Raw genomic sequence first — 22,448 nt, forward strand, 5'->3', positions numbered from 1 at the left:
TAGCTATTGATTCTATGGCGCGCATTTTAAGCGGGCATGTAGATGCTAAGAAGTTAAAAAGCACAAAGAACGACGATCAACAACTTAAAGTACAAACGGATGCTTTTGAATCCTTGCTTTTAAAGTTTATGTTAGATACCGCACTTAAATTAGATAATCCACTCTATCCTAAACAACCCGGAAGCGAGATTTATCAATCCATGTATAAAGAATCGCTCTCTAACCAACTCAGCGGGCATTTTGGCTATAGCGAGTTACTCTTTAACTTTCTTAAGGATCAAGAGGCACAGAGAAAAGGGTGAGTAAAAAAAACACTTTACAATTTGAATCAGGGGAGGGGTTAGATCAAAAAATCCTAGATGGGATTGAAATGCAGGATCGCCAAGAGCTTTTACGCCTGCTTAATGAATTTATTTTGCAAATTAATTCCGGCTATTCAAGCTAGAATACAAAGCTTTTTAGAGGAGGTTGGGTGATCACAGGTTTTAAAGATGGTGCAAAGGTACTTAATGAAAATAAAAGCTTTTTTTATAAGAATAGCAAGGCTATAGAAAGCCAAGAAGTGTTTGAAAAAGCAAGATCTGTAGGGTTTAATAGCGAGATTGAACATGGGGGCAAAAACTACCTTTTTCAGAATAATAAAATTCAGGGCAAAGAAATCATCACCGCTACAGACATCACCAAACAAAAACGCCAAGAACGGCTAATCTCTATGGGCAAAATTTCAGCCCATTTAGCCCATGAAATCCGAAATCCCGTAGGCTCTATTTCTCTACTCACCTCTGTTTTACTCAAAAAAGTAGAGGAAAAAACTAAGCCTATTGTTTTTGAATTACAACGATCGCTGTGGCGGGTTGAGCGTATTATCAAGGCAACTTTGCTTTTTTCTAAAGGTGTACAGGCTAATAAAATCCCTCAGAGCCTCTCTTTATTAGAAGATGAAATCAAAGAGGCGCTTAACCAGTATAGCTACACTAAAGACATCACCCTTAAAACCCAGATCACACCTCTTACTGTCTCTTATGATCTAAGTTTACTCAGTATTGCCCTGCAAAATTTCCTTTATAACGCTATAGATGCCATTGAGGAGGGCAGCGCCGAAGAAGGGCATGTAGAAGTGGTGGCATTTGAGGAGGGGGAATGGGTGATTTTTCATATTAAAGATGATGGTAAGGAAGTTGTGGATAAAGAACTGCTCTTTGAACCCTTTGAAACCACTAAATTAAAGGGCAATGGGCTAGGTTTAGCGCTTTCTTTGCAGGTGGTAGAAGCGCACGGGGGGCAAATCACGCTTTTAGACACGCCTACAAAAACCTTTGAAATCCGCATTCTCAAGGATGCTTAAAAGTTTGTATTAATCATTTTAGGCTAGAATTCCCCAGCTGGCTAGATCAGTGAAATTAAAAAAAGGGAATAGATGAAAGCAAAAACAGTTGATGTACTCAAACAACTTCAGGCCGATAGCATTGTTTTATTCGTAAAACTCCACAACTTCCATTGGAATGTAAAGGGCTCTGATTTTTTCCCCGTGCATAAATTCACCCAAGAAGTGTATGAGGGATTTGCAGATATGTTTGATGATTTAGCCGAAAGGATAGCTCAACTAGGCCATGTACCTGTGGTTACTTTATCAGAAGCCCTAGAGCTAGCCCATGTCAAGGAGGAAAGTAAACACCACTTCCACTCCAAAGAAATTTTTGAAGCTCTTTTGCAAGATTATGAACATTTAGAGGAACATTTTAAAGAACTCTCTGAGGTAGCAGGCCATGCAAAAGATGTTGTAACTACAGCCTATGCTGATGAACAGCTGGCTAAATTACAAAAATCTATTTGGATGCTTAAGGCAAGTTTGGCTTAATGGATGATTTAGAAGTCTTTGAGGGCGATCCATTAGAAAAATGGGCGGAAGTGATCGTGCATGCGAGTTTTAAGCGCTCTTTTGAGGAATTAGACAAACTTTTAGAGACGCGCGCGCTGTGCGAACTTTTGCTTGAAGAAGAGGGGCTTTTAGAGAAATTTAACGCCCTTTCTCAGCAAAACCGCCTTGATTCTGCTTTGCAAGATCGCATACACGCCCGCAAGGTAGATTTAGCTATTGATTCTATGGCGCGCATTTTAAGCGGGCATGAGTAGGCTTTTGCTCGTGTTGTGTTGTGCTTCCTTGCTCTTTTGCAAATCTCTTAACCAGCGCATCACCCTTAAAAAAGATCAAACTTTTAGCGGGACTTTGCAGCTACAAAAATTTAAAAAACCTTTATCTGTGCGTTGGACACTCTACAAAGATAAGGGGTTAGTGGTGCATTTGCATTTTAACCAATTCCCCTACCAGTTTATTTTGTATAAAGATTTCCAGCGCAACAGCTTTAGAAAAGAGATTTTTAAAGAGGAGCAAATAAGCACAGATAAAACGCCGCTTTTTTTTCTCATCACCTTTAAAAATTTTGATAACAAAGAGGAAAGCGCTACTTTGTATTTGCGCGCCTCTGAAAAGCTCCAATGGTTGCAGAATTAATTCCGGCTATTCAAGCTAGAATACAAAGCTTTTTAGAGGAGGTTAAAAGCCCACAGGTTTTAAAGATGGTGCAAAATCTAGGGCAGGGCAAGATGTTAAGAAGCCAACTCATTTTAGCTATCTGTTCTAATCATCCCCAAATTGTAGACTTTTGTGCCATTATAGAGATGATTCAAAGCGCCTCTTTACTCCATGATGATGTGATCGATCACGCCCAAACTAGGCGGGGTAATCCTTCGCTTAATGCTACTTTTGGAAACACCAATGCGATCATGTTAGGCGATGTGTTTTACTCTAAGGCTTTTTGCGAATTGGCTAATTTTAGTAAAGAAATAGTACAACTCATAGCCCAAAGTGTGGTGGAGCTCTCACGCGGAGAAATTAAAGATGTACAGGGTTGTTTAGCCTTTAATCCTAATAAAGCGATCTATTTAGACACCATAGAGGATAAAAGCGCTTCTTTAATTGCGGCTAGTAGCTGTGGGGCTGCGCTTTTGCAGGGTTTAGAGCCCTCTAAGTATAGAGATTTTGGGCGGCATTTTGGAATGGCTTTTCAAATGGTAGATGATTTGCTAGATATTACCCAGTCTCAAGAGGTTTTAGGCAAACCCGCTTTGAGTGATTTTAAAGAGGGTAAAAGTACCCTGCCCTATATTCTTTTACACCAAAAACTAAATCCAGCCGATCAAAAAAAATTAGCCTCCTATTTTAAAGTAGAGAGTGAGGAGGTACAAGAGTGGTGTTTAGAGAAATTTAAAGAATTTGGCATTGCTCAAGAGGTTTTAAAAGAGGCAAGGGGTTATGTTGATTTGGCACTAGAGGCTATTAATGGCGAGGATAATGTGGCTTTAGAGCGCATGGCTAGTGCTATTTTAGAGAGAACATTTTAGGGAGGCTTTTTGTGGATAGCGGGTATGTGGTTGTGAGTTTCACCCATCAAAATCTCCCCGTTGAGTTGCGCGAGCAGCTAGCTTTTTCAGAAAAAAGTCTTTTAGAATTTCTAAGCGCGCTTAAACAGCATAGCGCTATGCAAGAGATCATGGCCCTTGCGACTTGTAACCGCATGGAATTTTATATTTTTGGGGCTTTAGAGAGTGTGCCTGTAATCTTAGAGTCTCTAGCCCGTGCTAAAAATATGCCCCTTACTTTGTTACAAGAAAAAAGCGTTGTGCACGCCCATAATCAGGCAATCCACCATACTTTTTCTGTGGTGAGTAGTTTAGAGAGCATGGTGGTGGGGGAAACCCAAATCACCGGACAATTTAAAAGCGCGTATAAAACATGTTTAGAGGCTAAGCTTTGTGGTAAACATTTAAGTAGGCTAGCTCACTTTGCTTTTAAGTGCGCGGCTAGTGTGCGCAACACCACCGCTATTTCGGCTCAGGTGGTCTCTATTGCCTCTATGGCTGTTAAACAGGCTTTAGAAGTCTTAGAGAGTGAAAAGTTGCCTAAAAAAGCCTTAGTGGTGGGTGTAGGGGAGATGGGACAACTGGTGTGTAAACATCTGCTTTCTAAGGGTTTTGAGGTAGCGCTATGCAACCGCAGTCTTAAAAATGCCCGCACTTTTGCCCAAACACTTGGTACAGAAAATTTAGAAGTACACGGGCTAGAAAACCTCAACACGCTTTTAAATATTTGCCCTTTTGTTTTCAGCGCCACAAGGTCTAAAACCCCCTTGATCACGCCTAATATGCTAGAATCTACAGCCTTTCGGCGCTTTTGGTTTGATTTAGCTGTGCCAAGAGATATAGAAGATCCAAAAGATGCACAGATTTGGCTTTATAGCATAGATGATTTAAAGGGCGTGATTGCTAAACACCTAGAGGAACGCGAACAGGATAGAAGAAAAGCCTACGGGGTTGTGGGCGCTTATACAATGAAGTTTTTAGAATGGCTACAAACATTAGAACTTGATCCGCTCATTAAAGGGCTTAGAGAACTGGCTAAAGAAGCCGCTTTAAAAGAGCTTAACAAAGCGCTTAAAAAGGGCTATATCCCACAAGAGCAGGGTGAGAGTGTGGCTAAGATTTTACACAATGCCTTTAACACCTTTTTGCACCACCCCACCGCCGTTTTAAAGAAAAACGCCCACAAAGAGGAGGGAGATATGCTTAGCGAATGCCTTAAAAACCTCTTTAATTTAGGAGGCGAAAACATGTTTTTAAACGCCTATCACTGCGAATATAGCAAAGGACTTTAATGCGCTACTCTACTCTCTTTGCCCCCTCTCTTAAAGAGCCCCCCAAAGACGCGGTTTTAAAAAGCCACCAGTTTTTGATTCAGGCCGGTTTTATCAAACAAATAGGCAGTGGCATTTATAGCTTTTTGCCCTTAGGGCAAAAGGTGCTTTCTAAGATTAAAAACATCATTAAAGAGGAGATGGATAAGCATGGCGCGCAGGAGTGCATGTTTAATTTCATCACACCTGCAAGTTTATGGGAACAAAGCAAAAGATTACATAAATACGGGCAGGAGTTATTAGTTTTTAAAGATCGCAAAAATTACCCCTTTGTACTAGGCCCTACGCATGAAGAGGTGGCGGTGGAAGTGGTGAAGGGTTTTGTGCAAAGTTATAAGCAGTTGCCCCTACATCTTTACCAGATTCACACCAAGTTTAGAGATGAGATTCGCCCCCGTTTTGGCTTGATGCGTGCGCGTGAATTTATCATGAAAGATGGTTATAGCTTTCATGTGAGTACGCAGGATTTAGAGCGCGAATTTAACGCGATGGAGCAGGTGTATAGCAGAATTTTTACACGGCTAGGTTTAAATTTTAGGGCTGTGCAGGCTGATAGCGGAGCTATTGGAGGCAATAAAAGTAAAGAGTTTGTGGTACTAGCAGAATGTGGAGAGGATAGCATTATTGCTTGTACAAATTGCTCGTATGCGGCCAATATTGAGATCGCTAGGCGTGCTAGACGCTGCGAACCAGATAATGTCCCTAAGGCCTCTTTTGCTAAATTTTCTACCCCAAATACCCCCACTATAGAAGCCCTAAGCGCCTTTTTTAAAGTAGATCCCTTTTTTATAATTAAAGCCATTGCTAAGCAGGTTTTATTTGAGGATCGCACTACACAAATTGTCTTTTTCTTTCTAAGAGGAGATGATTTTTTAGAGGAAACGAAAGCTTTAAATGCCATTAATCGCCTCTGTACTGGGCGGGCTTTAAGTTTAGAGGAGATTAGCGCTGAAACTTTAGAGCAAGCAGGCATGTTTCCCGGCTACATGGGACCTTATGGGCTTAAACATATTTTGCCAGATGCTTTAGTGATCTTTGATTGTGATTTAGAGGAGGCTAATAGCTTAATTTGTGGGGCTAATGAAAAAGAAATGCACTTTGTGGGCGTGGATTTAGCCACATTTGAAGGTTTGAACTATCAAGACATTGCTGCTGTAAGAGTACAGGATTTATGTCCGGAATGTCAGGGAAACTTAGAGCAACATAAAAGTATAGAAGTGGGGCATATTTTCCAGCTAGGAAATACCTATGCTAAAAATTTAGGGGCTAACTTTTTAAATACAGAGGGGGAAGCGACCTTTTTTGAAATGGGCTGTTATGGGATTGGGGTGAGCCGTTTACTCCCCGCAATTTTAGAGCAAAAAAGCGATTCAAAGGGTTGTGTGTGGAGTTTAGAGAGCGCACCCTTTGAGGTGGTGCTGGTGGTGGCTAATAGTAAAGATACAGAATTAATAGCCCTAGCGCAAACTCTGTATCAAGAATTATTAGAGGCGGGCGTAGATGTACTTTTAGACGATCGCAACCTGCGCTTTGGGGCTAAAATGATAGATTTTGAGCGCATCGGCAGCTCTTACGCTCTTATTATAGGTAAAGAAGCCAAATCAGGCCATTTAGAACTCATCAAACGAGAGGGGCTTAGCAAACAAATAGTAGAGCGCGTACAACTTATAGATATTTTAAAGGCGCGCTAAATGCCCCTTATTTTTATTGTAGGCTTGTTTTATATTGTCATAGAGTTCTTGTTAGTGTTAAGTGTTATCCAGCATTTAGGCTTATTTATCTTTTTGCTAGAGGTGGCTATTAGCGGGTTTATAGGGGGAGTTTTGCTTTTTAAAAATCCCTTTGAAGATCTAAAAAATATCAGGAATATCTCTTTTGCTGAGGATTTTGTTTTGCGCAGTTTTGGCGGGCTTTTATTGCTTTTGCCCGGGGTGCTCTGCGATATTTTTGGAATCATTTTAATTTTAATAGCCTCCATACGCCCCCAAAGAAAAAATCATGAGGAGGGGGTTGTTGATGTGGAAGTGCTGGATAAAGAAAAATGAAACCTCTAATTATTGGGAGTCGTGGGAGTGCTTTAGCCTTGTGGCAAGCGCGCTATATCCAAACTCAGCTAGAAAGTTTAGGGCTTTTAAGTGTTATTGAGGTGGTTAAGACTAAGGGGGATAAAATCTTAGATGTGCCTTTGGCCAAAATTGGGGGCAAGGGGCTTTTTACTAAAGAGCTTGAAGAGTTGTTGCTTAGTAAAGATATAGATTTAGCGGTACATTCGCTTAAAGATGTACCCGTAGAGTTTGTAGAGCCTTTGGATTTAGCTTGTGTGAGCGTGCGTGCAGATGCTAGGGATTGTTTTTTAAGTTTTAAATCCCCAAATTTTAAGGATTTGCCTAAAGGGGCCAAGGTGGGCACGACTTCTTTACGGCGTTCTATGCAACTTAAAAGAAAACGCCCCGATCTAGATACTTTGAGTTTACGGGGCAATGTGCAGACTCGTTTAAAGCGCTTAGAGGCAGGGGAGTTTGATGCGATTGTGCTGGCATGTGCGGGGGTCGAGCGTTTGCAAATTAAAGTACCCTATCAGATTCCCTTTGAGATTGAGGAAATGATTCCTTGTATGGGGCAGGGGGCTTTGGGGGTAGAAATGTGCACTAGTCACCCCTTGTTTAATACAATAGCCGGTCTTAATGATTCTACTAGCGCGTTTCTTTGCGGTGTGGAGCGCTTATTTGTTAAAAAACTGGGGGGCGGGTGTCAGGTCCCCATTGGTGTGCACGCTTCTTTAAAAGGAGATCATCTGGAAATATGCGCGGTTGTGGGGCTTGTTGATGGAAGTCAAATGATTAAAGAAAAGATTCAAGGATTAGCAAAACAGGCTAATACACTTGTTCAAACTCTGCTAGATCGATTTTTAGCTCAAGGCGCTAAAGAAATTCTAGCTAAAGCGCTTTAGCGTGTCCCATATTGCTTTTTACCAAAGATTCTTAGCCTACCAAAGCCTCTAACTTTTTAATAATTTTCTCATAAGTGTATTCTTGTAGTGTTTGGTTTAGGTCTCTAGCCACTTTGTTGTAATAATCAGGATTACCTAAGAGTGCATTGATCTTCTTTGCCATTTGTTCTGGAGTGTGAACAATGAGCTCTGCACATAATTCTTTAACATTGCCTATATCAGTACAGATAAAGGGGATACCAAATTGCATGCTTTCTAAAATGACCATGGGAAAATTGTCATAGGGAGCCCGGCTACCATGTAAAAATAGGGTAGCTTGTTGAAAGAGAGCTAGTACCTGTGTAAGTTAGAGTTTATTTTAATCCCACTACAATCACCTTTTTTAATTTTGATCAAGTTGTCTTTTTAATTCTTTTAAGTAGTCTAAACAATCCCATCTGTTTAAAGAACCTACAAAGACTAGGGGGATTTTAGCTAAGCTTAGATAGTAGCTCTTTAAAACAAAATCCTGCCCCTTCTCCTTGTAGTAATTAGAGACATTAAGTAGATAGGGTTTTAAAAGAAGGTCTGCTAAGTTGTTCTGTTGTTCTGTTGTTCTGTTGTTCTGTTGTTCTGTTGTTCTGTTGTTCTGTTGTTCTGTTGTTCTGTTGTTCTGTTGTTCTGTTAGGGCGCTTGCAATGGTTTTAGGTGGGCAAATGTCCTTTTCAAACACTCCATTTGGCAGAATATCTGCAGTACAATAGGGTTTTAGGTAGTCGTATCCATGGCTACCCTTGTGCAGGAAATAAACACAATCGTAGTATTTGAGAGATTTTTTAAACCTGTATTGTTGCCACCATGGATGAGAATCTCTGTGTATAATATGCAGTGTAAGAAGCGCTTTTAAAGCATCTTTGATAAAACGCTTCCAGCTAACGATGTTATCCATGATGGACCATTCTTCATGGCTTCTTAGAATTTTTTTCTTAGCCTTGACAAGTGGAAATTTATCTAAAATATAATCTGTACTCCATGTCCGCAAGGCTATATTGACTAGCAAATCACACTCAAAAGAAATAAGAAATTTTTGATAATCCTCAAGTTGCCCCCGCCAGTTGTCTTCTTCATAAACGATAAAGAAGTCAATCACGAAGAGATTGGGGGAAATTTCCACTGCTTCTTTACTCAAACCACCACTAGAAATAAGGCGAATAGGGCCTTTTCGAGTTAACCTCGAGAAGTTAAACATGCTACTAGTGATTACATAAACCACATGCCCAAATCTAGAGAGAGCTAAACACAAATTATAATCAGCTATAGCTGTCCCCGTCTGTAGAGGATAAAACTGCTCGGTGGTAAAAAGAATAGTCATGAAAATCTTCCTAATGTTTAGACGCAGCTTCTACACCCGAAAAGGCTTGTACAAAATCAGGTAGCCGCTTGCCCTGAATCTTTATAGTATCAAGGGCATGTGTGAGTTCTTGCATCTCTGAGGCGCTCAGTTTTACATTCAAATCTGCAACCACACCCGCCACATCTTCAATAGGCACTCGTGGGTCCACGCGGTGCTGGTAGAGCAGATCAATATAATCGGTGCGCAGGCGCTTGAGCATATGGTGCACAGCCTGCTTAATGTGCTCAGGTTTGCTATTAACCCCCGGAATCGCTTGCCCGTTTGTGGATCTACAGTGAAGTGCCCAAATGCTAAAAACATTTGGGCTTCCTAGGCTGATGTTGCCCGTAGGGAGAGTTTGGTTCTCACTCTGTGTCCCTATAGTAGGGATTTTACAGAGTTTGAGCTCCAACGCATTCCCTACAGGTCTCACACATCATATCTCCAAAGGCGTAACTTCCGACACTTCCTGCCGTAGATACGAATGTATGGGGACATTATACCACAAATTAGTGGCATTCATCCCACCCGCTAAAGACGAGTGGGATTTCTGCCGGAGAGTTTTAAAACCAAATTTAGTTGCAATCACGATCTTTTTTCTAAAAGGAGCCACAGCCTCACCTAAAATTTTTTCAGACTCCAAAGGGCCATAAGCCTCCGCGGTGTCAAAAAAAGTAACCCCTGTCCCATAAGCCCGGCGGATAATAGCAATCATTTCCGGGCGGTAAGGGACAGAGGTATCGTATTTGCGTGGCATGTTTTGCACCCCAAGCCCGATAGCAGAAACCTGCAATTTCCCTAAAAAGCGCTTGTTGGTTGCGCTGTGCTGTTTATTTTTAGAAACCTTACTCTCAAGCATTCCTGAGGAGAGTAAAGAGAGACCTAGTGCCCCTTTGAATGAGTAAAGAGCGCCGTTTTGGATTATGGGGTTGTTTTTCTGGCATAACTATCCTTTAAAGTGGTTAAAACTTTTAACTCAGGAACCCAGAGTCTACACAAAATTAACTTAAAAAGTGCAGGTGTATACGCCTAAGATTTTAAGCTAGAGTTTATTTTAATCCCACTACAATCACCTTTTTTAATTAAAAAATCGCCATGCTCGCTAGTTGTTGTGGGGGTAATTCTCTCTAGTTTTACTTACTTCTCTAACCTTCACTTCTTTACTCCTTACTTTGGGGGGGTCTTATGAAATCCCCTTTAATAAAACCTCTGTTGTTGGGTTTATCCGTGTGTTTGTTTGGCGGATGTTCTGTTGTGGGGGACTTGGTTTCTAGTGCTATCTTTTCTAAGAAAAAATCTAGCAACCACAATCAGAAATCGTTAGAAAAACATTCTACTCCACAGCAAGCTAAGCAAGAACAATCACCGCAAAAGCCAAGTGTATCACCTCAAACAGAGATGTGAATAGCTATTGAGGCCTATAACAGGATAGCTAAGTCTCATGCTAATGTTGGGTATTGTGCTGGTGTAGTTTCTGATGAATTTCAGTTCGCTACGGACAGAGATGTATTTAAGTCCACTATGGAAGACTTTAAAAGACTCGCTGTGAAAGGCAACGCAGAGGCTTACCGTTATTTGGGTCTCATGGATAGAACCTGTATCTATCTTATGCATCTGTGTTTTTCTCTCTAAGATAGACACAAACTCGCTAAAAGCTAGATCTCTAATTTTTCTGCTCCATAGCTTACGCATAACTTTCATGTTCAAATCTTCAATGAAAACATGGGCATATTGTTTAGCTAAATGGTTAGCTAGTTTATAGAAAAAAGTCCGTTCTTAAAAACTTAATTTTTCTGGCATTTTATGACGGCTATATCTATTGTTTATGGGATTAAAAAATCCTACCTTAGCGGTGGTATAAGCTAAACAAGTCTAAAAACGGGCATTTTGCACTGTATTAAGATTATCAAAGCTATTAAAGAGAGAGTATTGTTTATACAAACCTCTATTAGCCATTTTGGTTTTACCACTAGCTAAAGGCCTGCAAACTTCTAAGCAGGTTAAGATGTTTACTAAAGTTTTGTGTTGTAGCGGGGGTATCTACTCTAAAGAGAAAAAGCTACCAGTCTTAGCTGGCTTTGATAATTTTAAAAACCCCTAGCTTTGAGCGCGGGGAGTATGTTGACTTCTTAAGGGTTAAAACAGGTGGGTAACAACTACTCTTGTTGTAATTTTTTAGCTAGATCAATAACTTGTTGTATTTGGGCACTACTAAGCCTACCCTCATGCACAAAGCGCACTTTACCCTCCTTATCTAGCACAACAATTAAACTTTCTTGTTTTTTTAACCCCCAAGCTTTTTGCACCACCCCCTCATTATCCATAACCACCTGACTATCTGGGTGCTCTTTTTTAGCCTTTTTGGTTTCCCCTCGCACAAAAAGACCCGTTCCCATTGTGGCATCATCTACATTGATGATATTGGTCGTTTGGTATTTACTTGCATCAAAATGCCGCGCTACGATTTTATCCATTAAAGGCTGGTTTTCTACCTTAACACTTTTGCGTCCGGCTATATGCTGGAGAATACGCACCTTCCCGGGTAAACTTTTACTACTCCAAGTCTTGTATGCAATATCACCCTTGTTTAAAACAAGCTCCCCTTTATCTTGCACCACCACGCTTGCTAAGGGTTTGTTTAAAACAATGTTTGTCCCATGTACCATGCTCAATGTTAATAGCAAACTTCCAAATATTTTTTTCAACACACACCTCACAAAAGTTCGAGATCATGCTATCATAGATATTTAAACTCTTTTTAAATATTAAAAACTTAATTTGACAATAGCACAAACACTTTTGGCGATGATAGTAGTATAAAGAGTGATGATGAAAATTTTAGTGCGTTTGCCTAATTGGCTAGGTGATGGCGTGATGGCCACACCTCTTATACAGACTCTCAAAGCCACTTTTAAAGACGCAACTTATGTTCTTGTTGGCTCTGGTAGTGTGTGTGCACTCTTTGAGCGCGATTTACATAATGTCTTAATCATTGATAAAACCAAGAGCGCTAAATGCCGCATGTGGGCTACTTATAAACTAGCTAGAGACATTGGCCCTTGTGATATAGGTTTAGCCCTAACTAATAATTTATATGCGGCCCTTTTGCTTTACTTTAGCCAAACCCCTATTCGAATCGGGTATGCTAAAAATTGCCGCTCTTTTCTTTTAACCCATGCTTTAAAACCCCATAAAGGCCACCAAGTAGAGCGCTACTACCATTTATTATCCCCCCTAATGGCTTTAAATAATCCCCCACCTCTTAAATTAAAAGCCACTCCTCTTAAATTATCCCCTTTACAAAAACACATTGGGATTAGTCCGGGAGCTGCCTTTGGGAGTGCTAAACGCTGGAGTACAAATTATTTTGCAACCCTGATTCAAGCCTTATTAAATCAAGGGCATGCGATCTATCTTTTAGGTTCTAAAGACGATCAAAAAGTCATTCAAGAAATTTTAGATCAAACCCTGCCCCATGCCAATCTTTATAATCTATGTGGGCAAACCACTATCCCTGTTTTAATAGATACCATCGCCGCTCTTGATCTCTTAATTTGTAATGATAGCGGTCCTATGCACATTGCCACCGCTACACAAACCCCTTTAATCGCTCTTTTTGGGCCTACAGATCTGCATGAAACAGGCCCTTATAAGCCCTTAAAAGCACAATTACTCTTTAAAAATCTCCCCTGTGCGCCTTGTAAAAAACGCACCTGTCCGCTTAAAACAGGCCCTATTAAACCCCATGCCTGCATGGATACAATTAAGCCTGAAGAAGTGATTGAAGTAGCCATGCATTTATTAGAAACTAAAGAGTCTGCAGAGCTGTAAGAATGGTTTGTAACACAGATACATCATCTTTACTAGGGGCTTGCAAAGGTTTTTGTTTCTCTTTAAAAAAAAGGGTGATGTTTTGCCCATATTGAGAAATTTTATGGATTTTAAGCTGGTTAGCCAAAATTTTAATCCGGATAATTTGTAAAAACTGGGTGGTCATTAAATCTAGCGCTCCAAAACGCGCATGAATCTCACTTTGAATTGCAGCCACACTGGCTAAATCAAGGCATAAAGAAAGCCGTCTATAAAGTTCTAAACGCAAACTATCGCTACGGATTAAATCCGGGCTTAAAAAGCCACTGACTTGGAGTTTTAAATCTACGCTAAAACTTTCCTGTATCTCTCCACTCTCTTGAGAAATGGCCTCTTCTAACATTTTGGTATATAACTTATAACCAATGCCTTTAATATGCCCGCTCTGATTTGCCCCTAAAAAATTCCCCCCGCCTCTAATTTCTAAATCATGCATGGCAATACTAGCCCCGCTACCTAAATAAGAATTCTTTTCTAAGGCTAAAAGTCTTTTACTGGCTTGTTCTCCTAGTGTGTTTTTATCCTCTACTAAGTAGTAACAAAACCCTTCTTTATTCCCCCGTCCTACGCGCCCTCTTAATTGGTGCAAATCAGCCAAACCAAAGCGATCGGCTTGTTCTATGATAATGGTGTTAGCATTGGGTAAATGAATTCCTGACTCTACAATAGAAGTACATAAAAGCACTTCAAAATGCCCCTGTGCAAAATTAACCATGATCTGTTCTACTTCTTTTGCCGGAGTTTTAGAGTGCAAAATTTCTACACGCAAATTAGGGAGTAACTCTAAAAGTTTTTGTTTGACTTTGGGCATGCTTTCAATATGATTATGGATATAAAAAACCTGTCCCTTGCGGCGTAATTCTCTTAAAATAATCTCTTTGAGCAGGGGGTTTGTTTTTTCCTTCACAAAGGTACGGCTAGGTTTTCTATTAGCCGGAGGTGTTGTTAAAGTGCTCACCCCCTTGATTTTAGAAAGAGCCATGCTAAGCGTTCTTGGAATAGGGGTAGCTGACATGCTTAAAGAATGCACTTGGTGGCTTAAAATTTTGATCGCCTCTTTTTGCTTAACTCCAAATTTATGTTCCTCATCTACCACCACTAACCCTAAGTCTTTAAATTTAGCCCCTAAAAGCGCATGGGTACCCACCACTACAGAAATACGCCCCTCTTTGATCCCCTCTAAAACCTCCTTTTTATCCTTGCTAAAGCGATCTAGCTTGGCTACTTTAAGATTGAAGGGTTCTAGGCGTGCTTGGAGGGTGTTAAAGTGCTGGGCACATAAAAGTGTGGTGGGGACAAACATAGCGCTTTGCTTGCCACTTAAAAAGATAGCATAAATAGCATGCATGGCCACCTCAGTTTTGCCAAAGCCCACATCGCCATTGAGTAATCTATCCATGACGCGCCCTTGAGCCAGATCTTCTAAAATGGCTGTAATGCTACTCTCTTGATCGGGGGTTAGAGTAAAACCACAGGCTTGTTTAAAGGCCTTGAGTTTAGCGCTATCTGCGTTGATTTTCTCCCCCTCTAATAAATAGCGTTTAGCGGCTAAATTAATGATCTGTGAGGCCATTTCTAAGATTTCGGCATGGACTTTAGCCTTAAGTTTGATAAAACTACTTTTACCTAACTTATCCAAAACAGGGAAATTATTAGCGATGTAGCGCTCCACTAGGTGTAAATTTTCTACAGGCAATAACAACATATCCTCATTTTGATACTCTAAAGCGATAAAATCGCGCACACTGCCAAAAATACTTTGTTGGACAAGGCCCTTAAAAAGCCCCACTCCATAATTTTCATGCACGACAAAATCCCCCGGGCTTAGCTCATCTAAGATGAGTTTAGGGCGTAAAAATGGGTGTTTTTGTGGGTAGGAGTGCAAAGAGAAAAAAATCACATCTGGGGTACTAAAATGGAGCACACAATCAGAAACAACACTTTTAAAGGGGGCGTTTAGATGGTGTGTAGGGATTAAGTCTATATTCTTAGCAAGCAAAGTAACGCGTTTATGGGCGTTGAGTTGTAAAAATGTGTCTAATTGGTTTAAATGAATCTGAATATCTTGGCAATTAGGGGGGGTTTGTAGCACCGGTAAGCTGAGGGCATGTTTTAGATTATCAGCAGGGTTAAAATCAAAAATTTCTTTTGCCTCTAAATGGGCTTTTTGGCTTAAGGTGGCGCTATAGTGCTGTAAAAAATCAATCCCAAAATCCTCCAAAACCCAAAACCCAAGCGATCCAATATCTTTAATCAATACGCTACTTTCTAGTTTTTCTATCCTTTCTTGTAAAAGCGTGTAGTTTTCTTGGCTTAAACTGAAGAGTGCGGGCGTGATCTCTAAAAATTCTAAGAGTTCTGAATCGCTTAGCTGGGTAATTGGATCAAAGGTGCGGATATCCTCACAATCTTGCCCTAAAAAGCTAATGCGGTGTGGCTTAGTTTGACCGGGGATAAAAATATCTACAATATCGCCCCTAAAACTTGCCTCACCGGGTAATTCAATGATGTCTACAAAATCATAGCCATAATAATAAAACTTTTCTTTTAACTCTGCTAAAGAATAACTTTCTAAACACTCTATCATAAAACTTTGGAGTAATAAGGGTTTGGGTAAAGGGTGTAAAAGCGCGCTTAAAGGAGCGATAAGACGGGTTTGTGGGTTTGTTTCTTTAGATTGATAAAAACAACCCAATACGCTTAAAAGCTCTTTAAGTTCTGTGTTAAAAGCGCGCATATCATCAAGGTAATAAACTCTTAACTCCGGCAACACAAAAACAGGAATGTGGGGTTTAAAAAAGCGCCACACCTGTAAAGCTTCTTGAGCCTGTTTATTATCTGCAACCACTAAAATTGTGCTGTTAAAAGAAGGGAGAGCAAAATAAAGGCTAGATTGCATTAGGTTTTAGGATTTTTATTTTCTTCTAAAGCTTTGATCACTTCATTTCTAGGGCGACTCTCCCCGGCTAAGATTCCCTTCCGTTCAATAATTAATTCTGAACTCACAATTTTACCATCCACATACCCTAAGGGCATGATTTCAATCACATCAGCCTGTGCATTCCCGTTAAATTTACCGCTTACTACTAATCTTGCCGCAAAAATATCCCCCATAACCACACCATTTTTGCCAATCACAACAGTGGATTCAGAATGGACAATGCCTTCTAATTCGCCATCAATATGTAGATGGCAATCAATATTTACTTCTCCTTTGAATTTGGTGCCTTGGGCGATGATGGTGGCTGATCCGTTAGTAGGTTGTTTATGATCGTTAGTAAAGATTGCCATGCAATATTCCTTTCTTTGGTAAAAATAAAATCAAAGTCTCTCATATTCCAAGTGATAAAAAACATAGGATTAATCGGCTTGTCCATGAAACGCACTTCATAGTGTAAATGCGGTCCAGTGCTCATGCCACTACTGCCACTATAAGCAAGAAGTTGGCCTTTTTTGACAAATTCGCCGTTTTTAACTACAATTCTTTTAAGATGCGCATAATAAGTTTGAAAACCAAAGGGGTGGTAAAGTTTAACAAGCCTCCCATAACCCCCATTCCACCCGCTATTAGCCAAGCCCACCACCCCACTAGCGGTTGCATAAACAGGTGTGTTAATTGGCGTACTTAAATCCACACCTGTATGGTTAAACAAGCGGTGTAAAATGGGGTGAAAACGCTTAGCAAAGGGGCTAGAAATCCGCCGATACGATTCAAGTGGGTTATCATTGGGGATAAAACGCATGATAAAAGTTTTTTGAGCCCCTGTAATGCTAGCCACATCTAGGCGTTGGCTTAATGGCGCATCGCTAGTATCCTCCCCTTCAATCCCTACTGAATCTTCTAAATCGCTGATGCGATCGCCTGCTAGCAATAGCTCTTCTAAATAGCCTTGAACCTTTTCACTCAAATGCGCATGGGCTTGTGAACTCTTGAAATATTCTGCACTGAGTTTTTTAGTCTGGGCTTTGGTGGTTTTGATTTCTACATCAAAGGCATAAAGCGCGATGCCTAAAAACATGAACACGGCCAGTATAAATAAGAGAATGTAGTACATGATCTGTTTGTAGACAATGTGCACATTAATAGACTTACTCCCATCTTTGTAAGTCAACATTAAAATGAGGCGTTTATTCAGCCACACCCATAACCCCTAAATGTTCTGTAGTTTGGCGTTTTTCACGGATATGAGCCATATCTTTAATGCTATAGAAAAGATTTTTCCAGCTGACTTGAGAATCGTCTTTAAAAATTGAATCAAAGTGAGCCATGTCCCAATCCATGTATTTTGGCATGTCTACAATACGGCCTAAAAAGCGGATTTCATAGTGTAGATTATTGCTACTATAACCAAGTAGCTCTCCTTTTTGTACAAATGCATGCCTTTTAATCACAATGCTATTAAGGCGCGCATAGATTGAACTAAACCCAAAAGCATGTTCTAATCGTATTAATTTGCCATAGCCTTGATAATTTCTAATAAGCACCACATCTACCACTCCACTAGCCGTTGCATACACGGGTGTATCTGGCGTTGTATTAAAATTATACCCATGGTAGGGGCCTAAAGATCTCTTATTAGGGGAGTTGATCAAAGTTTTAGTGCTATAGGTTTTAATAGGTTCTCCATTAGGGATAAGGGCTAAAGCTAGGGTTTTATTAGGGATAGAGAGTTGTTTTAAATCCACACTGCTATAGGCATCATCGCCTTGACTCTTTTTAACCTGTACAAGATTTTCAAAATCTTTAATTTTACGGCTAACTAAGGCAATTTCTTGGGTTTTTTGAGAAATCTCAAGCTTGAGCGTGTTATTTTTAGTATACAGATTTTTATAATTGGTCTCTAAAATACCTTTTTCTAAAGTCATTTTACTAATCTTTTCAACCAAGTAGCCTAAAAACCACCCTCCGGCTAATAACAACCCGATAACTAGCATGGTGATTAAGAGTACATGCCGTTTTACATGCCTAGAAAGCCTGAGTTGTTTAGACCCATTTTCATCAATAATTGTTAAGACAAATTTATCTGGCACACAAACCCCTACTACCCTCAAAATGCCCCTGATACTTTTGATAGCCCTTTATAAATGTACGCACAACACTAAAAGACCCGGCCACCACAAACAAACCAGAAAAGGGGTTAAAAGTATCCCAGCTAAAGGGAGCAAAGGGTATGCACAATTGCTCTAAAAACCCCTCCAAAACCCCCCTATCTATCATCTGTGTATCTAATACTTCTAAAATCCACACCCGTTTAACACGGGATTTAAGGCTTTTTAAAACCCCATAAGCGTCTTTTCTTTGATAGCTATTATACACCAAATCCACTCTTTGATCGGCTAGGGCTTTAGCCAGAGCCTTAGCCCCGCCTACATTGTGCGCCACATCTAAGATAATAGAGGGTGTCAAAAACTCAAAACGACCCGGTAAATCTAAGGGTTTAAGTGTAGCAAGAGAAGAATCAATATTTAAGATTTCTAAAGCACTAATCGCTGTTTGTAAATTATCAACCAAAAAGGGTGGATAGTGGTGTTTGTGGGCATAAGCTTGTATGGCTAAAGAGGGGGGAGGCACTAGGGGCGCTAACTTTAAAGAATATTTGCTTGCCATTTGCTTGGCTAATTTTAAAAAGGGGCGGTTTTGGTGGGCTAATAAAATAGGTGTGTGTGGCTCTAAATCAATCATAGCTCTTAGTTTAGTAGTAGCAATTTCTTTTAAGCTATGGCCTAACCTTTCTGTGTGATCTAGGCTAATGGGTGTATAAATAAGAGCGATTCGTTTATTTAAAACACTTGTGCTATCAAATTCCCCTCCCAAACCCGCCTCAGCCACTAAATAATCACAATCTTGGGCTAGTACAATGGCTAAAAGAGTGGCGTATTCAAAGTAACTCATGGGTTCTAGGGGCAATGTTTGTAAAGTTTGGTGTGCTTTTTCTAAAGCAGCGTCTGTGATGATTCTACCCTGCGAATAAAAGCGCTCTTTAAAATTTAATAGATGAGGGGAGGTGAAGTGTAAAACTTTAAAGCCAGCCTGTTCTAACCCCAAAGTTAAAAAACGCCCTGTACTACCCTTACCATTAGTGCCAATGATTTGGATTTTAGGCACTTGATCCTGACAATACGCATTAAAAGTGGTGTAGATACGCTTAAAACGCTTAGGATCAAAGGGTGCGTACTCCTGTGCTTTAGAGGCTAGATAGTCTGTTAAATTCATTTATTGAGTTTACCTTCATAGGCAATTTGGGAGACAAACTGGGTAAGAGTTTGATCTAGGGCTTGGGAGATTGCATAAATGCGGTTATTGTAAGTGATGAGAGGGTCTTGTAATGAAACAGCGTAGTTATAATAACCGCTATCATGGAAAGTTTTTACAGTGCCCATTTTATTATTGTAAGTGTAATCCACATACACCGTAGCGCGGTAGAAGGTGGTAAAGCCCTCTTGATTTTGGCTAATAGAAGTATCAGCTACCCGCGTGATTTCAATGGTAATAATAGAATCGGCTTGTTTCTGACTAGTTAGGGTATTTTGGAAACGCTGTACAATGACGCGATTAAGCATGTCCTTAAAAGCCACAGAGTTTTTAGGGTTGGGCAAATTCACCACCAAGCGCACATATATACCTTTGCCTAAAACCTTATCTGAAAGGGCGGCAATGGGTTTATAGCCACAACCTGTTAATAAAACCAAGGCAAAAAGCGCGCTAATGGCTTTCATTGCACGACAAAATTCACTAATTTATGGGGTACGATAACTTCTTTAATCACGCGTTTTTGATCTAGCCATTTAGCCACGCTAACTCTAGCCTCTTGTAAAAGCGCTTCTTGATTTAAATCTTTTAAGATCACAATTTGCCCTCGTTTTTTGCCATTGATTGTAACGGCCATTGTAATTTGATCTTCTTCTAATGCGTGTGGATCTACATGGAGGGTTTTAAAATTACTCAAATTAAAAAGCCGTTTAGAAATTTCATGGCAGACATGGGGGATAAGAGGCTCTAACACATGGGTTAAAATATAATACCCTTCTGTCCACAAGGCGCTATTTGTGGTTTTTTCTAGGGCATTGAGTGCTTCCATGCAAAAGGCAAGCAAAGTATTAAAGGGATAATGTGGCTGGACTTTATCAAAAATATCATGGCATTTTTGTAAGGCTAAATAAATTTTTTTACGGGCTTCTTTTTCTGCATCGCTTAGATTATTTACATCTAAAAAGGGGAGTTGTTTACAAGCCTTTGCTAAAAATGACTTTTCATAAAATCGTTTTAAAAAACGCGCTGCGCCTTCTAGGGCTTGATCATTCCATTCTAATTCTTTATTAGGCGGTGCGACAAAATGGATATATGCCCTAGCAATATCTGCCCCGTATTTTTCTAAAATCTCTTGAGGCGTAACCACATTGCCCTTAGATTTACTCATTTTAGCGCCATTTTTAAGCACCATGCCCTGAGTGGTGAGAGCCTGAAAGGGTTCATTGATATGAAGATAACCCAAATCTCTAAGAGCCTTAGTAAAAAAGCGCGCATAAAGTAAATGCAAAATGGCATGTTCGATTCCGCCAATATATTCATCTACCTCCATCCAATAATCTAGTGCGTCTAAATCAAAAGCCTGTTTATCCCAAAGTTTAGGCGGGGTGGTGTAGCGTAAAAAGTACCAACTAGATTGGAAAAAGGTATCCATTGTATCAGTTTCTCGGCGCGCCTCTTGTCCACATTTAGGGCAAAGACAATGTTTAAAACTTTTATGTTTATCTAAAGGATTGCCCTCGCCATCAAATACCACATCTTCGGGCAATAAAATAGGCAAATTTTCTATTTTCTCACACACTAAGCCACAATGTGCGCAATGTATCATAGGAATAAGCGCTCCCCAGTAACGCTGGCGTGAAATACCCCAATCTTGCAAGCGATAATTAATAATGCGCTTTCCTAATCCCTTTTGCTCAAAAAGTGTACTAAGCTTTTCTTTAGCCTCTGTGGTGCTAAGCCCGTTATATTCCCCGCTATTTTTTAAAATACCTACTGGGCAAGGCGCTACTTCTCCTACAATGAGTTCTTTAATAGGGATATTAAAAAGGGTTGCAAAGGCATGATCTCTAAGATCACACCCGGGTACTCCCATTAACGCCCCGCTCCCATAATTATCTAGTACAAAATTAGCCATATAAACGGGGATAGATTCATTGGTTAAGGGGTGTAAAACAGATAGCGGTAATTTAACCCCTCTTTTTTCTAAAGAACGCGTACGCATATTGGTATTTTGAATGCTTAAAATCTCTTCTTTAGCCTCTGTGTTTAGTAAATCTGTTTTTAATAAAGCTTGGATTAACACATGCCCGGGGGAGAGCGCTACAAAAGTTACTCCAAAGATCGTATCAATACGGGTTGTAAATACCTCAATTTGTGTTAAATCCGATCTATTTAAACGCGCTATACTTTCAGCTTCTAATGCAAAGCTAAAAGCTAACCCTTCTGATTTGCCAATCCACTGTTCTTGCATGCTTAAAACTTGTGTAGGCCAAGAGCCTTTTAAATTCTTAAGTTCTTCTAAAAGTTCCTCAGCATACTTTGTAATTCTAAGATAGTATTGTGGCATTTGCTTTTGCACTACAGCAGAGCCACAGCGCCAGCATTTCCCATCAATGACTTGTTCATTAGCTAAAACTGTGTGATCAAGAGGACACCAGTTTAACCACGCCTCTTTTTGATATACCAAACCTTTAGAAAACATCTCTATAAAAAATTGCTGTTCAATTTTGGTGTAATTAGGATCGCAAGTGGCAAATTCGCGAGTCTTACTAAAGGAAAACCCTAGCGCCTTAAATTCCTCTTGCATGTTGGCTATATTTTTCTCTGTCCAGATTTTGGGGTGGATTTGGTGTTTGATAGCCGCATTTTCTGCGGGCATGCCAAAGGCATCAAAAGCCATTGGGTGTAATACATTATAACCCACTTGGCGGTAGTAACGCGCTAAAGCATCGCCGATTGCATAATTGCGCACATGCCCCATGTGTACCTCACCGCTAGGATAAGGCATCATGCTTAAAATATATTTTTTAGGTTTAGAAAAATCAGAACTAGGTTCAAATGCTAAATCATTAGCCCAAATTTCTTGCCATTTTTTTTCAATGATTTTAGGATTATAGGTTTGCATTAGTATTCCACATCTGTATTTTTAATGCTATCAATGATGAGTAATATCAAACAAAAGACATTACTAATTAGCGCCCCAATCATAAGAGTGTAGGCTAGAATTAGATTATTTAAAATTTGTAAAAATATAAAGGCTGGCATGAGATGAAGAAGCGCTACCAAAGACCCCCCCATTAACTCAGAAGCAAATTGTTTTTGTACCCCGATTTTAAGGGTTGTAACGATGAAATTAAGCGCCATAGCCACAAATAAAACCACCACATTAGGTTCATAAAGAAAGCCCGCAATAGAGGTGGTGCTAGCCAAACTAAAGACCGTAAAAACAACCCGACCCCAATCCATGGCTATCCT

At 40.0% G+C, this 22,448-nt stretch carries 22 protein-coding genes and 3 pseudogenes; 11 read left to right on the plus strand and 14 right to left on the minus strand.

Annotated elements, in window-relative coordinates; genetic code table 11:
- The first annotated feature begins 14 nt into the window (after nucleotides 1-14).
- The 10 genes and pseudogenes from OO773_RS06220 (at nucleotide 15) to hemC (ending at nucleotide 7,701) form a co-directional block, all read left to right on the plus strand.
- Nucleotides 15-302: a hypothetical protein gene (locus tag OO773_RS06220; protein WP_264828481.1), complete on the plus strand. Its 288-nt coding sequence runs from the start codon at nucleotides 15-17 to the stop codon at nucleotides 300-302.
- A gap of 68 nt (nucleotides 303-370) precedes the next feature.
- Nucleotides 371-1,345: pseudogene (locus OO773_RS06225) on the plus strand (sensor histidine kinase).
- A gap of 72 nt (nucleotides 1,346-1,417) precedes the next feature.
- Nucleotides 1,418-1,858, plus strand: a complete 441-nt coding sequence (locus OO773_RS06230) for a Dps family protein (protein WP_006564918.1) — start codon at nucleotides 1,418-1,420, stop codon at nucleotides 1,856-1,858.
- Nucleotides 1,858-2,133 carry a DUF2018 family protein gene (locus tag OO773_RS06235; RefSeq protein WP_034375042.1) on the plus strand — a complete coding sequence of 92 codons (276 nt, stop codon included), beginning with the start codon at nucleotides 1,858-1,860 and terminating at the stop codon, nucleotides 2,131-2,133. The genes OO773_RS06230 and OO773_RS06235 overlap by 1 nt, the downstream gene beginning before the upstream one ends.
- Nucleotides 2,126-2,512 (plus strand): hypothetical protein, encoded by a 387-nt coding sequence (locus OO773_RS06240; RefSeq protein ID WP_034375045.1) that lies wholly within the window; start codon nucleotides 2,126-2,128, stop codon nucleotides 2,510-2,512. Before OO773_RS06235 ends, OO773_RS06240 begins: the two co-directional genes overlap by 8 nt.
- Nucleotides 2,497-3,402 (plus strand): polyprenyl synthetase family protein, encoded by a 906-nt coding sequence (locus OO773_RS06245; protein WP_006564917.1) that lies wholly within the window; start codon nucleotides 2,497-2,499, stop codon nucleotides 3,400-3,402. Before OO773_RS06240 ends, OO773_RS06245 begins: the two co-directional genes overlap by 16 nt.
- An 11-nt stretch (nucleotides 3,403-3,413) precedes the next feature.
- Entirely contained in the window at nucleotides 3,414-4,712 is a 1,299-nt protein-coding gene (gene hemA, locus OO773_RS06250) for a glutamyl-tRNA reductase (protein WP_006564916.1), read from the plus strand.
- Nucleotides 4,712-6,442: a proline--tRNA ligase gene (locus tag OO773_RS06255; RefSeq protein WP_006564915.1), complete on the plus strand. Its 1,731-nt coding sequence runs from the start codon at nucleotides 4,712-4,714 to the stop codon at nucleotides 6,440-6,442. The genes hemA and OO773_RS06255 overlap by 1 nt, the downstream gene beginning before the upstream one ends.
- Nucleotides 6,443-6,796: an FxsA family protein gene (locus tag OO773_RS06260; RefSeq protein WP_040499351.1), complete on the plus strand. Its 354-nt coding sequence runs from the start codon at nucleotides 6,443-6,445 to the stop codon at nucleotides 6,794-6,796.
- Complete coding sequence (gene hemC / locus OO773_RS06265) at nucleotides 6,793-7,701, plus strand: hydroxymethylbilane synthase (RefSeq protein ID WP_006564914.1); 909 nt, start codon at nucleotides 6,793-6,795, stop codon at nucleotides 7,699-7,701. The genes OO773_RS06260 and hemC overlap by 4 nt, the downstream gene beginning before the upstream one ends.
- Nucleotides 7,702-7,732: 31 nt before the next feature.
- On the opposite strand, the pseudogene OO773_RS06270 reads toward hemC, so the two are convergent.
- The 6 genes and pseudogenes from OO773_RS06270 to OO773_RS06295 form a co-directional block, all read right to left on the minus strand.
- Nucleotides 7,733-7,981, minus strand: a pseudogene (locus OO773_RS06270) (glycosyltransferase); the annotation flags it as partial.
- Nucleotides 7,982-8,083: 102 nt separating this feature from the next.
- Nucleotides 8,084-9,052, minus strand: a complete 969-nt coding sequence (locus OO773_RS06275) for a glycosyltransferase family protein (protein WP_264828482.1) — start codon at nucleotides 9,050-9,052, stop codon at nucleotides 8,084-8,086.
- 10 nt (nucleotides 9,053-9,062) lie between these two features.
- A complete protein-coding gene (locus tag OO773_RS06280; RefSeq protein WP_197734420.1) occupies nucleotides 9,063-9,485 on the minus strand; it encodes an aldo/keto reductase in 423 nt (140 codons plus the stop codon).
- Between the two features lie 24 nt (nucleotides 9,486-9,509).
- Nucleotides 9,510-9,866 carry an aldo/keto reductase gene (locus tag OO773_RS06285; protein WP_205429532.1) on the minus strand — a complete coding sequence of 119 codons (357 nt, stop codon included), beginning with the start codon at nucleotides 9,864-9,866 and terminating at the stop codon, nucleotides 9,510-9,512.
- Between the two features lie 792 nt (nucleotides 9,867-10,658).
- A pseudogene (locus OO773_RS06290) lies at nucleotides 10,659-10,868 on the minus strand (RNA-guided endonuclease TnpB family protein); the annotation flags it as partial.
- 361 nt (nucleotides 10,869-11,229) lie between these two features.
- Nucleotides 11,230-11,778: a YtfJ family protein gene (locus OO773_RS06295; protein ID WP_176486743.1), complete on the minus strand. Its 549-nt coding sequence runs from the start codon at nucleotides 11,776-11,778 to the stop codon at nucleotides 11,230-11,232.
- Between the two features lie 121 nt (nucleotides 11,779-11,899).
- Here OO773_RS06295 and waaF point away from each other — a divergent pair, with 121 nt between their 5' ends.
- Nucleotides 11,900-12,904 (plus strand): lipopolysaccharide heptosyltransferase II, encoded by a 1,005-nt coding sequence (gene waaF, locus OO773_RS06300; RefSeq protein WP_006564554.1) that lies wholly within the window; start codon nucleotides 11,900-11,902, stop codon nucleotides 12,902-12,904.
- Here waaF and mfd read toward each other — a convergent pair.
- Genes mfd through OO773_RS06340 form a run of 8 tightly spaced genes read right to left on the minus strand, consistent with a single transcriptional unit; the run spans nucleotide 12,882 to nucleotide 22,439 of the window.
- On the minus strand, nucleotides 12,882-15,842 hold the full coding sequence (gene mfd, locus OO773_RS06305; RefSeq protein ID WP_006564553.1) for a transcription-repair coupling factor: 2,961 nt from the start codon (nucleotides 15,840-15,842) through the stop codon (nucleotides 12,882-12,884). The genes waaF and mfd overlap by 23 nt on opposite strands.
- Nucleotides 15,842-16,234 carry a bactofilin family protein gene (locus tag OO773_RS06310; RefSeq protein WP_006564552.1) on the minus strand — a complete coding sequence of 131 codons (393 nt, stop codon included), beginning with the start codon at nucleotides 16,232-16,234 and terminating at the stop codon, nucleotides 15,842-15,844. Before OO773_RS06310 ends, mfd begins: the two co-directional genes overlap by 1 nt.
- Entirely contained in the window at nucleotides 16,147-17,085 is a 939-nt protein-coding gene (locus OO773_RS06315) for a M23 family metallopeptidase (protein ID WP_006564551.1), read from the minus strand. Before OO773_RS06315 ends, OO773_RS06310 begins: the two co-directional genes overlap by 88 nt.
- Nucleotides 17,072-17,974: a M23 family metallopeptidase gene (locus OO773_RS06320; protein ID WP_006564550.1), complete on the minus strand. Its 903-nt coding sequence runs from the start codon at nucleotides 17,972-17,974 to the stop codon at nucleotides 17,072-17,074. The genes OO773_RS06315 and OO773_RS06320 overlap by 14 nt, the downstream gene beginning before the upstream one ends.
- Complete coding sequence (locus OO773_RS06325; protein WP_006564549.1) at nucleotides 17,964-19,157, minus strand: folylpolyglutamate synthase/dihydrofolate synthase family protein; 1,194 nt, start codon at nucleotides 19,155-19,157, stop codon at nucleotides 17,964-17,966. The genes OO773_RS06320 and OO773_RS06325 overlap by 11 nt, the downstream gene beginning before the upstream one ends.
- Nucleotides 19,154-19,660: an LPS assembly lipoprotein LptE gene (lptE, locus tag OO773_RS06330; RefSeq protein WP_006564548.1), complete on the minus strand. Its 507-nt coding sequence runs from the start codon at nucleotides 19,658-19,660 to the stop codon at nucleotides 19,154-19,156. The genes OO773_RS06325 and lptE overlap by 4 nt, the downstream gene beginning before the upstream one ends.
- On the minus strand, nucleotides 19,657-22,098 hold the full coding sequence (gene leuS / locus OO773_RS06335; RefSeq protein WP_176485930.1) for a leucine--tRNA ligase: 2,442 nt from the start codon (nucleotides 22,096-22,098) through the stop codon (nucleotides 19,657-19,659). The genes lptE and leuS overlap by 4 nt, the downstream gene beginning before the upstream one ends.
- Nucleotides 22,098-22,439 carry a DUF6394 family protein gene (locus OO773_RS06340; protein WP_006564546.1) on the minus strand — a complete coding sequence of 114 codons (342 nt, stop codon included), beginning with the start codon at nucleotides 22,437-22,439 and terminating at the stop codon, nucleotides 22,098-22,100. Before OO773_RS06340 ends, leuS begins: the two co-directional genes overlap by 1 nt.
- Between the last annotated feature and the right edge of the window lie 9 nt (nucleotides 22,440-22,448).

It is taken from the genome of Helicobacter suis HS1, from assembly GCF_026000295.1.
Lineage (GTDB): Bacteria > Campylobacterota > Campylobacteria > Campylobacterales > Helicobacteraceae > Helicobacter > Helicobacter suis.